At 69.1% G+C, this 12,877-nt stretch carries 11 protein-coding genes and 1 tRNA gene; 11 read left to right on the top strand and 1 reads right to left on the bottom strand.

Annotated elements, in window-relative coordinates; translation table 11 throughout:
- Positions 1-225 precede the first annotated feature (225 nt).
- The 3 genes from GXY85_03125 to GXY85_03115 all read left to right on the top strand — a co-directional run bounded on the left by GXY85_03125 (position 226) and on the right by GXY85_03115 (position 3,166).
- Positions 226-555 (top strand): integration host factor subunit beta, encoded by a 330-nt coding sequence (locus tag GXY85_03125; protein ID NLW49821.1) that lies wholly within the window; start codon positions 226-228, stop codon positions 553-555.
- Between the two features lie 1,023 nt (positions 556-1,578).
- Complete coding sequence (locus GXY85_03120; GenBank protein NLW49820.1) at positions 1,579-2,604, top strand: hypothetical protein; 1,026 nt, start codon at positions 1,579-1,581, stop codon at positions 2,602-2,604.
- Positions 2,605-2,833: 229 nt separating this feature from the next.
- Entirely contained in the window at positions 2,834-3,166 is a 333-nt protein-coding gene (locus tag GXY85_03115) for a tyrosine-type recombinase/integrase (protein NLW49819.1), read from the top strand.
- Position 3,167: 1 nt separating this feature from the next.
- Here the strand turns inward: GXY85_03115 and GXY85_03110 are convergent.
- A tRNA-Lys gene (locus GXY85_03110) sits at positions 3,168-3,243 on the bottom strand.
- Positions 3,244-3,441: 198 nt separating this feature from the next.
- Here GXY85_03110 and lepA point away from each other — a divergent pair.
- From lepA to GXY85_03070, 8 genes are all read left to right on the top strand, one after another.
- Positions 3,442-5,238, top strand: coding sequence for an elongation factor 4 (gene lepA, locus GXY85_03105; protein NLW49818.1), 1,797 nt, complete (start codon positions 3,442-3,444; stop codon positions 5,236-5,238).
- A gap of 38 nt (positions 5,239-5,276) precedes the next feature.
- Entirely contained in the window at positions 5,277-6,812 is a 1,536-nt protein-coding gene (locus GXY85_03100) for a hypothetical protein (GenBank protein NLW49817.1), read from the top strand.
- An 82-nt stretch (positions 6,813-6,894) separates the two neighbouring features.
- On the top strand, positions 6,895-7,710 hold the full coding sequence (locus GXY85_03095) for a GGDEF domain-containing protein (GenBank protein NLW49816.1): 816 nt from the start codon (positions 6,895-6,897) through the stop codon (positions 7,708-7,710).
- Positions 7,711-8,103: 393 nt separating this feature from the next.
- Positions 8,104-9,135 (top strand): L,D-transpeptidase family protein, encoded by a 1,032-nt coding sequence (locus GXY85_03090; GenBank protein NLW49815.1) that lies wholly within the window; start codon positions 8,104-8,106, stop codon positions 9,133-9,135.
- Positions 9,135-9,803 (top strand): cyclodeaminase/cyclohydrolase family protein, encoded by a 669-nt coding sequence (locus GXY85_03085; protein ID NLW49814.1) that lies wholly within the window; start codon positions 9,135-9,137, stop codon positions 9,801-9,803. The genes GXY85_03090 and GXY85_03085 overlap by 1 nt, the downstream gene beginning before the upstream one ends.
- A 12-nt stretch (positions 9,804-9,815) precedes the next feature.
- Positions 9,816-10,331 (top strand): hypothetical protein, encoded by a 516-nt coding sequence (locus GXY85_03080; protein ID NLW49813.1) that lies wholly within the window; start codon positions 9,816-9,818, stop codon positions 10,329-10,331.
- Between the two features lie 81 nt (positions 10,332-10,412).
- On the top strand, positions 10,413-11,843 hold the full coding sequence (locus tag GXY85_03075; protein ID NLW49812.1) for a hypothetical protein: 1,431 nt from the start codon (positions 10,413-10,415) through the stop codon (positions 11,841-11,843).
- A 35-nt stretch (positions 11,844-11,878) separates the two neighbouring features.
- Entirely contained in the window at positions 11,879-12,877 is a 999-nt protein-coding gene (locus tag GXY85_03070; protein NLW49811.1) for a cellulase family glycosylhydrolase, read from the top strand.

The raw sequence follows: 12,877 nt of genomic DNA, 5'->3' as shown, positions 1-12,877 counted from the left end.
CGCGTACCGATGCAAGCTCGCCGGCGGGGGGGTGGCATCGAGGGGCGATGACGTAAGCGGTTCAGGATTAACAAGTAGCGACGCGCGTCGCCGCCGCCGGGGCGGGGGATTCTCCTTGACAAGGCAGAGCGGTTCGCATAGAATTCGACTCCGATTGCTTCAAACCCAGCCTGCACACAGGTTTCCAGCAGCCGTGACGGCGGCGTGTCGAAAGGGGCATCAGCGGTGACCAATCGAACCGTGACGAAGCGGGAACTCTGCGAGCGAATCGCCAAATGCACGGGGTATCCCCAAGTCATGACGAAAGAGATCATCCAGATGTTCCTGGACGAGGTGATCGCCGAGCTTGCCAAGGGGAACCGCATGGAGTTCCGGAACTTCGGCGTCCTGGACACGCGGCTCCAGCCGGCCCGCAAGGCGAGGAACCCGCGCACCGACGAGGTCGTGCACGTTCCCGCCAAGGCCGTCGTCTGCTTCAAGGTCGGCAAGAGCATGCAGAACCAGGCCCAGGCCGCCCTGCCCACGCTGCTGGAGAACCACCAGGACGGCGAGTAGCCGCACCCTCTCCTCGACGGCCGCCGTGCCGGACGCCCTCGGGCCCGTTCCCCTCGTCACCGCTCCACAGGCTCTGCCCTCCGGGCGGTTCCATCGCCGGCGCCGGCTTGCACCGTCTAAGGCATCCTCCGGAGATTCCCTGCCGACCGGGTGGGGAGGTCCGGATCGTCTCGCGGATTCCACGATCCCTTCCTGACTGTACTATGACGTGCTTCAGGCCGGGATCAAGCAGTGTGCGTTCACGTGCCCGAAAGATGCCGAAAAGGGGGATTGACACGGGGCCTGAGGCGGGCATAATGGCGGCGAAGCTCAGGAGACCGTCTCCGAACCGGAACATACCGACGACGAAACCGTGGCGACGCGGGTCGATCGGCGCGGCTGGACGACTTCAGTGCGGCGAGGTTGGACACGGATCACGGCGGATGGGCACGGATACCGCCGCCCATGAGCCGGTTGGAGAAGTGTGGAACAGCCGCCGTCGGCTGTTGGTCCAGATCTGGAACGGCCTGCTTGCAGGCAAGAGCGCACAGGAGAGGGCGTCTGTGCCACACACGAGGACTCCTTCAACGGGCTGCTATGGGCTGGACGGAACCCGGACGCACGACAGCGGCAACGGCCAACGAGCCACAGATCGACACTGATGGGCACTGATTGCGCCCACAGCGAACTGACCGAGAGCATCACTGACCCTACGAGGTGCACGAAACGCCCGGGCCGGGGCGCGTGGAGAAGGACTGCCGGTCGGCTTCGGCAGAAGGGTCGAGGTGAAGCGCTGTGTGTTCTGAACTGGGGTCAAGGTGTTCGCGCCGCTATCGGCGCCACGCAGGCAGTGCCGGCTGCGCAGGGCCAGCGAGGCAGTGAGCACGGCAGACGACGATGCAGTGATGAATCGCGAGACGTCGTAGCAGCGGAGGTGTTGCCATAGAGGTGTACTCTGCCCCCTTGGCTGAGCCTGGCTCTGGCGGGGGGACGGTGGTGTTGCGCGAGTTCGAGGCGTCTACTTGTCATCCTCAGGAGACACAGATGCGTCAGGTCCGAGCATTCGCCCTCAGTGTCGTGGTTGCGCTCACGGCCGTTCAGGGAGTCGCGCACGCGGTCCCGGACGTTCGCATCGATGGCTTGACCGCCAGTCACGCCGGTGACAGGGTCGTGTTCCGCCAACGGCGTTCTGCAGGCGAGACGGCCGCGGAATCCCAGCTCCACCAGTTGTGTGTGCTCTCCCTGCAGAGCAAGGAGGTGACCACGTACGATCTTCCGAACGGGGCAGTGATGATCGACCTGGGTCTGGGGTTCAGTTGGTGCCCCGATGACACCGGTGTGGTCTTCGCTGCCGTGACGCGATCCATCACGGGGGGCCTCCATTGGGCAGTGTGGAGGCTGAATCCCGACGATGGGCGGCTCACGCGTTTGGCGAGCCTCCGGGGATCCCCTATCCTTCAGTATCCTCTGTTCTCGCCTGACGGGAGGTTCATCGCCCACTACACCGAGAGGCGTGATCTCGCAGTCATCGACGTGACGGCAAGTGCGTTCAGATACGTGACCGACACAGCGGACGTCTTCCGGTGTGCATACGCATGGGGTCAGGCGGGGAGCGAGTTGCTCTATGCCAGGGGATACATGGCAGACTCTGACGGCATCTGGAGACTGGATGTCGAGACGGCGGCTACCACACCCGTGGTTGGCGGCGTGAAAGCGACGGCGCTGGCAGTGAGCAGCAGTGGCGATCTCGCCTTTCTCACAGGCGGCCGGTCGGGGTTCGTCTACCTCCTGCCTGCAGGCGCGACGACGCCAACGAAGCTGGCTTCTTTCGGCATCCCGCCGCTCAGGTGGTCCCCAACCGGTGATCTGTTGGCCTTCGGGACGTTCGGAAGAACGACTGTCTGGGATGCAGCAGCAGGTTCCCTGGTGCTGGAGTTTCCCGAGGCCACGTGGCTGGATTGGGTCGGAACTGACGGAGAAATCGTCTACGTGCGTGGCGAGAAGGAGGTCTGCATGTTCGAACCGAAGACCGGCCGGTCTGAGGTGCTCTATGCTGCCGAAGCCAGGTGACGGACCGAACACTGGCCCGGCATCCGTGGCGACGATGTGGCTGCCGCCTGCCCGACGTCGGCGTGTCTTGGGCAGCAGTGGGACTGACTGGAAGAGACCGGGCAACGATGTCTGGGAGGCAGTCCCAGAGGCGCGGGGCCGATGGAAGTGTTTGTGGCTGGGGTTGGAGCGAGTGGGCGGTGTCACGAAACGGCGCCCGGAGCGGAGCCATTCGCCTGAGGGCGCGTGGGTGGGGAACAACGTGCACCGTGGCTTCATGCGCCTGGTCAAGAGGGCCGGGGTGAAGCGCTGCACGATCCACGGCCTGCGGCGTACGTTCGTCGGTCAGCTTGCGATGGCCGGCGTGAGTGCGGCAGTGACGCAGAAGCTCGCCGGGCGCACCGCGATCGGCACAACGGTCAAACACTACACGGGCCTCATGCCGGAAGCGTTACGCGATGCACAGAGCCGGCTGCCGTTCGGCGCGGTCCTGGCGGAGGTATCAGAATCGGATCGCGGGACAGTTGCGGCAGGGGGAGAGAAAACGGCGCAGATCCTAAACTCGGCCTGCGCCGGGAGTTAGCTGGTACCCCCTCGGGGGCTCGAACCCCGGACTCGCGGATTAAGAATCCGCTGCTCTGCCGACTGAGCTAAGGGGGTACCGCGATGGGCTGCGAGCCTGCGTGCCCGCATGTCTCCTATATAGCCCAAACCGGGCGCGATGTCAAACACAGCCGCCGGCGGGGCGCGCGTCTTGAAGCCCGCGGGCACATTTGATATGCTGCATCTACACGCGGACGCCCCCCTCTGGCTGCCGGCCGGCGCCGGCTGATGGTCCCTTTTGTGGTTCTCCCGTTCATGCCCGAGTGCATTCGCAACTTCTGCATCGTCGCCCACATCGACCACGGGAAGTCCACGCTGGCCGACCGCTTCCTGCAGTTGACGCACGCGGTGGCCGACCGCGAGTTCCATGAGCTGATGCTGGACGACATGGACCTGGAACGCGAGCGCGGCATCACGATCAAGGCGAGCTGCGTGACGATGTTCCACCCGTCCGGCTCGGCGCAGCGGCGACTGAACCTGATCGACACGCCCGGGCACGTGGACTTCAGCTACGAGGTGTCCCGCAGCCTGCGGGCCTGCGAGGGGGCCGTGGTGCTGGTGGACGCCAACCAGGGGATCCAGGCGCAGACGGTGGCGAACCTGGACCTGGCGCTCAGCCACGGGCTGACGATCATCCCGGCCGTGACCAAGATCGACCTGCCGGATGCGCGCCCGATCGAGACGATGGACGAGATGGAGCAGACGTTCGGGTTCGACCCGGACGAGATCCTGGCCGTGAGCGGCAAGACGGGCCAGGGCGTGACGGAGCTTCTGGAGGCGATCGTGCAGCGGGTGCCCGCGCCGGGCGGCGACGCGGACGGGCCGCTGCGGGCGCTGGTGTTCGACTCGTTCTACAACGAGTACCGCGGCGTGGTGCTGTTCGTGCGGGTGGTGGACGGGAGCATCGAGCCGGGGCAGGTGATCCGCCTCGTCGGATCGGGGCGCGAGTGCGAGGTGACCGAGGTGGGCATCTTCCGCCCCGCCATGGAGGCGCAGGACCGGCTGGGCTGCGGGGAGGTCGGCTACCTGATGGCGGGGGTCAAGAACATCCGCGACGTGCGGATCGGCGACACGATCACGCTGCGGGACCGCCCGACGCCGCAGCCGCTGCCCGGCTACCGCGAGCCGAAGCCGATGGTGTTCTGCGGCCTCTACCCGCAGGAGAGCGGTGACCTGGGCGCGCTCCGCTCGGCGCTGGAGAAGCTGTCGCTGAACGATTCGTCGTTCGTGTTCGAGGCGGAGACCTCGGAGGCGCTGGGATTCGGGTTCCGGTGCGGGTTCCTGGGCCTGCTGCACATGGAGATCGTGCAGGAGCGGCTGGAGCGGGAGAACGACATCGCGATCATTCAGACGGCGCCGAACGTGACCTACGAGATCGTCTGGAAGGACGGTCGCGTGGAGCGGATCGACCGGCCCGCACGGATGCCGCAGCCCGACGAGATGGCCGAGGTGCGGGAGCCCTGGGTGAAGGTGAGCCTGATCCTGCCGGTGCAGTTCATGGGCAACGTGATGAAGCTGATCGAGCGGCGTCGCGGGGAGAAGGGCCGCACGGAGTTCCTGGGCGACCAGCGGGCGCGCATCTTGTACGAGATGCCCCTGGCGGAGGTCGTCTATGACTTCTTCGACAAGCTGAAGTCGTTCACGCGCGGCTACGGCACGATGGACTACGAGGTGGTCGGCTACCGGGCCAGCGATCTGGTGAAGGTGCAGGTGCTGGTGAACAAGCGGCCGGTGGACGCGCTCTCGATCATCTGCCACCGGAGCGAGGCGGACCGGCGCGGCCGCCGCATCGTGCAGTTGCTGCGCAAGAAGATCGACCGGCACCAGTTCGTCATCCCGATCCAGGCGGCGATCGGCAGCCGGGTGATCGCGCGCGAGACCGTCAGCGCCCTGCGCAAGGACGTGACCGCCAAGTGCTACGGGGGCGACATCACCCGCAAGCGCAAGCTGCTGGAGCAGCAGAAGGCGGGCAAGAAGCGCATGAAGGCCGTCGGCAACGTGTTCATCCCGCAGCAGGCGTTCATGGCGGTCCTGGAGGGCGAGGAATCGTGACCATGCAGGCCCCCGACGGGGACGGGGAGGAGGCGGCGATGACCAGACAGCCTCAGGGAGCGGCCGGTCGGCAAGCGTTCCGGTCCGGGCCGCCCGTGGAGCGGACGCCCTGGCGCGACAACCTGGAGTACATCGCGGCCCTTCTGCTGATCGTGCTCGTCCTGCGGCAACTGGTCGTGGAGGCCTTCCGGATACAGCACGGCAGCATGGCGCCGACGCTCGTGGGCGTGCACAAGGAGATGCGCTGCCCGAACTGCGGCTGGACGCTGTCGGTCGGGCGCGACAAGGAGAGCGTCGAGGGCGAGGTCGAGTGTCCGAACTGCCGCCACGTCTGGCCGGGGGCTTCGGTATACGAACGCGGGGAGAACCTGGCCTTCCGGCGGCCCGCCTGGCTGTGGAACACGGCCCACGCCGCCGACGGGACCGTGCTGTCCGGCACGGACGCCGCCAACCGCATCCCCCGCGGGGCCGCCCGCATCTTCGTCAACAAGTTCGTCTACAACCTCCGTGCGCCGCGGCGCTGGGAGGTGGTGGTGTTCCTCTACCCCGCCTACGAAGCGCGCTGCGCCGACTGCGACTGGACGGGCTCGGTGACGTCCCTGGAGGGCCTTCTGTGCCCCTACTGCGGGTCGGACCGGCTGCATGTGTCCACGAAGAACTTCATCAAACGCGTGGTGGGCCTGCCGGGCGAGAGGATCGAGCTGCGGGACGGCGACGTGCATGCCGACGGCCGGATCGTGCGCAAGCCGCCGCAGGTGCAGGCGTCGCTGTGGATGCCCGTGTTCGACTCCCGCTTCGTGCCCCGCGAGGCCGGGCAGCCGGTCTGGGACCTCGGCGGGGCGGCGGACGCCTGGCGCCTGGACGAGGAGAGCGGCCGGTTGACGGTCGACGCCCGCGGGCACGGGGACGCCCTGGCCGCGTATGCCCGGCGCGTCAAGGACCACTATGCGTACGACGGGGTCAGCTACGACGCCGCGCCGTCCGCCCTCGGGGCGGCGGGGCGCTACGAGGTGGGGGACGTGCGCATCCGGGCGCGCGTAAGGGTCCTCGAAGCCGATGCGGACGCCGCCGTCCTGCTGGCGATCGAGGATGCGGGCCGGTCCTTCCTCCTGTCGCTGGGGGCCGGCACGCAGCCGGGTGCGGTGCTTCGCGACGGCGAGGAGGTGCTCTCGACGCGCGAATACCAGCCGCTGGCGGCGGGACGGTCGACCTGGGTGGTTCTGGAGAACTACGACGACCGCCTGGTGGCGTGCGTGGACGGCCGGGAGGTCTTCCGCCTCGACTACCGCGGGGAGCCCGGCGGTCGCCGGGCCGTCCGGTTCGGAGCCCGCGGCGCGCAGGTCGCCTGGGAGCGCGTCATCATCGAGCGCGACGTGTACTACTGCAATATGGGCGGTGATGCCGAGGGCCGGGACGGCTACGAGGTGGGCGACGGGGAGTACTTCGTGCTGGGCGACAACAGCCCCGCCAGCAGCGACAGCCGCATGTGGCCGCGTCCCGGAGTGCCGGCGGCGAACATCATCGGACGGGCGTTCTTCGTCTTCTGGCCGATCCACGGGATGAAGTGGCTCTGAGGTCTTTCCGCGCACTTGCATGCTGTCCGCAGCATGCGGTACGCTCTCGGTCGCTCCGACTGTGTCACGAAGGAGATCGCCGATGGGTGCATCGCCGGAATGTGAGTTCGAGCAGATCGAGTGGCCGTTGCGCATCATCTTCGTCGGCTCCATCTGCCTGACGATCCTTTTGATGGTTGCGCTCGGCTACCTTGTCCCCCAGTGGTCCTCGCTGCCGGCAGTGGCGCGCGTCGTGCTCCCGGCCGGGACGGCGTGGTCGCTGCTCGTCAGCGGCTACGGGCTCTGCGTGCGGTGCAGGACCCCGCGGGTGGTCAATGAGGCCATGGAGCGGCGGACGCTCCTGGACGCAGGGACCGGCGTCTTCAATTCCCGCTATCTGGACATGCGCCTTGCCGAGCATGAGGACCTCGCCCGCCGTCACGGGGACTTTGTCTCGGTGCTCTGGGTGAACCTGGACGGCTTCGGGAAGGTGAATGCCGGCCACGGCTACCAGGCCGGGGATGTCGTGCTCAGGACGCTGGCGGGGACGATGGCCCGGCAACTGCGTTCCTGTGACGTGTTCGGGCGCATCGGCGGCGATGACTTCCTGGCCGTCCTGCCCCAGACCGACCGACGCCAGGCGCATATCCCGGCCGAGCGATTGCGGGTGAGCGTCGAGGAATGCGTCTGCCAGGCCGAGGGGGGGAAGGTCGTGGACTCCCTGCACGTCAGCATCGGTGTGGCCGCCTACCCCGTGAACGGCGAGACGATGCACGACGTCGTCCAGGCGGCCGGCCGGGCACTCCGCCAGGCCAAGGATGCCGGCGGGAACACTGTGGTGTCGGCCGAGGACTTCATCCATTCCGACTCGAGGGCCGACGCCATCATCCGGAAGGTGAGGAGCCAGCCGAACGCCTGAGCGCGTTGCCGGGGCTCGAGGCGTCGTCGGGCGGGAGCAGGCCGATGGTCAGCAGGGTGTTGATCGGGGCCGGCGCGGCCTTCGTGGCCCTGGGGCTTGCCGGGATGGTCGCCCGGCTGCTCCGGCGCGTTCGCACCCGGGCGGCGGACCGGGAGGCCGCATAGGCCGGCGGCCCCGGCGCCCGTGCCGAAAATCCTCCCGCGGTTCCGTCCCGTCGGGGCGGCGGGCCACGTCGCTCGGATCACTGTAAAGCATCCGCCGATCATCACTTGTGCTGCACGGGCGCGCGGGTTCCCCCGGGCGTCCGTCCCGGGCGCCTTGCATCGCGATTCCCGCCTTCTGTAACCTGAAGGGCGCGCATCCACACGTCGGCACAGCGAGGGCGGGAGAAGGATGAAGAAGCTGGTGGCCCTGATCGTTGCGGCGGCTCTTCTGGGGATCATCGTGTCGAAGAGACGCGACGGCGACGCACCCGCTCCGCAGGGCGTCGGATCCGGGGACGACGACGTGGTCGTCATCGACAGTGGCTCCCCTTCGCCGGCCGCTGCGGCCGCGGCCGCGCCCGTGGCCGCAGCCGCGCCCGTGGCGGCGGCCGGCACGCGGCTTGCCGCGCCGACTCCGGCCGAGCCGGCCGTTTCGGTCGGGGCGGCTGCTCCGCCCCCGGGTGCATCCCTCCCGGTTGCGGCGCGTGGGCCGTCGCAGTTGCCGGGAGCGGAGTTCGCCGCGCAGGTCGACCAGGCGGCTCGACTGCTCCAGGAGGGCCGGCGCCTGGAAGCGCGCGCGCTGCTGAGCGAGCTGTACGTCCACTCGCGGGGCGAGGCGGCCGCGCGGTTGCGCGCCCTGCTGGACGGCATCAATGCCGACCTGGTGTTCTCCCCGCGCTCGGTCGAGGGAGCCATCGTGCATGAAGTGCAGGCCGGCCAGGTCCTCACGACGATCGGCCGCAAGTACGGCGTCCACTGGCGCATGATCCAGCGCCTGAACGGGATGCGGACGGACCGGGTGAAGCCCGGGCAGCGCCTGAAGATCATCGCCGGCCCGGCGAGCGTCGTGGCCTGGAAGGGCGAGTTCCGTCTGGCGCTGTTCATGAACGGGGTCTACGTGAAGGAATATCCCATGGGCATCGGGCGGGAGGACCTGACGCCGTGCGGGGAGTTCGAGGTGGCCAATATGCTGGTGGAGCCGACGTGGTACAAGCCCGAGGGCGGCATCGTCGAATACGGCCAGGAGGGCCATCTGCTCGGCGACCGCTGGATCGGGTTCCGGGACGAGCCCGGCGCCACCGGCCTGGGCATCCACGGCACGCACGACGAGACGTCCATCGGCACGAAGTGTTCGAACGGCTGCCTGCGCATGAAGAACCTGGATGTCGGCGAGCTGTATGACTTTATGACCGTCGGCAGCCGCGTGCAGATCCTCGAGTGATGCCCATGTACCGCCAGGGGTCCCTCAGCGCCTACGTCGAAGAGGCGGCCGCCCGCAAGCCCACGCCCGGCGGCGGCAGCGTCAGCGCGCTGGCCGGGGCGCTGGCGGCGGCGATGGGCGAGATGTCCGCGAACTACACGCAGTCGGCCGACTGCACGCAGTCGGCGGACTGCGCGCAGTCGGCGGACTGCGCGCGGTCGGCCGACGAAGCCCGCGCGCTGTGCGAGGTTCTGGGATCCTGTCGGGACCGTCTCCTGGAGCTTGTCGACGGCGACGTCGTCGCCTACGGCCGCGTCCACGCCGCCTACGGGATGCCGAAGGGCACGCAGGCCGAACGCGGCGCGCGGCGCGAGGCGATCCGGACTGCGCTCCGAGGGGCGATGGAGGCTCCCCTGGACGTGATGCGGCAGTGCGCGCGGGTGGCCGAAGCGGCGGACCGCCTGGCCGACGCGGGCAACCCGAACCTGATCACGGACGTCGGCGTCAGCGCCGTGCTGGCCGAGGCGGCATGTGCGGCGGCCCGCCTGAACGTCGAGGTGAACCTGAAGTACCTGAAGGACGACGGTGCGACGGAGGTCGCCTGCCGCGAGATGGATGATCTGACGCGCCGGACGGCCGGCGTTCGCCGGAGCGTGGCCGAGAAGGTTGCGCGTCACCTGGCGGGGTAAGGGGCGGGACACGTGGCGGACACCTGGCACATCACCAAGGGCGCGGACTGCTGCTGCGGGTGCGGGAAGCCCTTCCCCCTGAACCGCCTGCTGTTCTCCTGTCTGATCGAGTGTGGCGACGACCTCCAGAGGCGCGACCTGTGCGCCGACTGCTGGGAGGCCGGGCCGCCGGCCGACGTCTTCTGCTTCTGGCGCACACGGCGCGCGGCGCCCGCGCGCAAGCCCGTTCTGGACACCGCGGTGATGCTGGAGTTCTTCGAACGCCTGAGCGGGGCGCAGGACGAGCAGAAGCGCGCGTTCCGTTTCGTGCTGGCCCTCTACCTGATGCGCCGCAAGGAGCTGAAGCTCATCGAGGTGAGCCGCCGGGCCGACTCCGAGGCGCTGGTGCTCCAGCGCCGATCCGACGGCGGCCGCATCGAGGTCGTCAACCCGGGCATCACCGAGGCGCGGCTCGAGGAGATCGCCTCGCGCCTCTCGCAACTGCTCAACGCGTGCCTGGACGAAGGCACCGGCGCCGCCCCGGCGTGAGCCGGGCCGCCGGCCCGGCCGCTTGTGGCTTTCCCCGCCTTCGTCTATCATACGCCTGCATCGCCAGCTCAGGAGAGGACCGTGCCCGAACTGCCTGCCGTCGTCTTCAAGTCCTATGACATCCGGGGCACGTACCCGGACCAGTTGAACGAGTCCTTCGCGCGCCTGCTGGGGCGGGTGCTCCCGCGGGCGCTGGGCGGCCGTCGCTTCGCCATCGGCCATGACGTGCGGATCAGCTCTCCGGCGCTCTGCGCGGCCCTGGCGGCCGGCCTGCGGGAGGCCGGCGCCGAGGTGACCTCGCTGGGGCTCTGCCCGACCGAACTCGTCTACTACGCCACCAGCGGACACGGCGAGGGCTTCGACCTGGGCGTGATGATTACCGCCAGTCATAACCCCCCCCAGTACAACGGCTTCAAGATCGTCCGCCGCGGCGGCGAGCCCGTCTGGGCACTGAACGGACTCGCCGACATCCGCGAGGCGATGGGCCGTGCGCCGGCCGTGGCCGGTGGGGGCGAGGAACGTGTTCTGAAGCGCCTGGCGGCCGAGGAGGAGTACCTGGACTTCGTGCTGGACCTGGTCGGCCGGCCGGACGTGCTGGACGTGCCCATCGCCGTCGACCCCGGCAACGGTGTCGGCGGCCTGCTGTGGGAACGTCTGGCCCGCCGCCTGGGGTGCCGGACCGTCCCGCTGAACTTCGAGCCGAACGGCGCTTTCCCCGCGCACCACCCCGATCCCTCCCGCCGCGAGAACCTGAAGGACCTCGTCCGGGCGGTGACCGAGGGCGATGCCGCCCTCGGGCTGGCCTTCGACGGCGACGCCGACCGCGTCGTAGCCGTGCTGAAAGACGGGCACGTGGTCGACGGCAGCGAGGTGATCGCGACCCTGGCCGCCCGCCTGCGCGAGACGGTGCCCGGACTGCCGTTCGCCGTGGGCCAGTCGACCAGCCGCAAGTGCCTGGATTTGTTCCGCGACGCCGAACCCGTCCTGGTGCCCGTGGGCCACGCGAAGATCAAGGCGGCCATGCGCGCACGGCCCGAGGTGACCTTCGCCGGCGAGGACGCGGGCCACTACTACTACCGCGACTTCTTCTGCTGCGACAGCTCCCTGATCACCGCACTGCACCTGCTGCACATGGTGCGCGATGACCGGCTGGGGCGGTTCGTGCAGTCGCTTCCCGGGCCCTGGGTGCGCGCATTCAGCGAGCCGGTCTTCCGGTTCGACCACCAGGACCGGGCGCTGGCGGTGTGCCGCCGGGTGGCGCTCCATGCCCTGGACCGGGGGCCGGCGCCGGTCGAGATCACCTGCGAGGCCGACGGCGCCGTCGAGCGCCGGTGCGCCCCCGGGGCCGTGGCAGGGTGCGAAGGCGTCCGCGTCGATTACCCGGACTGGTGGTTCTGCGTGCGCCCATCCGGCACCGAGCCGATCGCGCGCCTGACGGTCGAAGCCCGTACTCTCCGGGACGTCGCGGAGCACACCGAGGCCCTCAGCGCCGTGTTCCGCGAACTGGCGTAGCTACGTGTCGCCTTCTCCGTGCAAGGAGCCGAATCATGGTCTCGGCCGCGAAACTGCCCCGGTGGCGGGGGTTCAATTTGCTCTCGATGTTCAACGTTGACCGGATGGCCGCGTTCCCGGAGGCCGACTTCCGGCGGATGCGGGACTGGGGGTTCGACTTCGCCCGGCTGCCGCTCGACTACCGCTGCTGGATCGTCGACGGGGATCCCGCGCGCATCGACGAGCGCGTTCTGGAGGACCTGGACGAGGCCCTGGAGTCCGGCCGTCGGCACGGCATCCACGTCTGCATGAACTTCCACCGCGCACCCGGCTACACCGTGGCGAGCCCGCAGGAGGCGCTGAGCGTCTGGACCGATGAGGAGGCGCGCCGGACCTGCACCGCCCACTGGCGGACGTTCGCAGCCCGCTATGCGGGCGTCCCCGCCGAGGATCTGAGCTTCAACCTCTTCAACGAGCCGGCCCGCATCGGCGATCACGGCTTCACGCCTGCCCGCTACCGCCAGGTCGTGCGGCAGGTGACCGACGCCATCTGGTCCGAGGACCCCGGGCGGCTGGTCATCTGCGACGGCTACCTCTGGGGGCGGCGTCCGGTGCCGGAGCTGGTCGACCTGGGCGTGGCCCAGGCGACCCGCGCCTACGAGCCGCACTGGCTGACGCACTACAAGGCCCCGTGGGCCGGCGGCGAGGCGCATCCGGAGCCCCACTGGCCGGGGCCGCCCGGCGCCCGCGGCTCGGACCTGTGGGACATCGACCGGCTGCGCGAGTACTGGCGCCCATGGAAGGAACTGGCCGATTCCGGCGTCGGCGTGCACTGCAGCGAGGGCGGCGCCTACAGCCCCGTGCCGCACGCGGTCGTCCTGGCCTGGCTGGAGGACGCCCTGACGGTGCTGGACGAGTACGGCATCGGCTGGGCGCTCTGGAACCTGCGCGGGGCCTTCGGCGTGCTGGACAGCGGGCGGCAGGACGTCCGCTACGAGGACCTCGAGGGCCACAACCTGGACCGCGCGATGCTTGAAGTGCTTCTTCGGCACTGA

The sequence above is a fragment of the Candidatus Brocadiaceae bacterium genome (assembly GCA_012728835.1).
Taxonomy (GTDB): domain Bacteria; phylum Planctomycetota; class Brocadiia; order SM23-32; family SM23-32; genus JAAYEJ01.
This window is presented reverse-complemented; position numbering and strand designations above follow the sequence as displayed.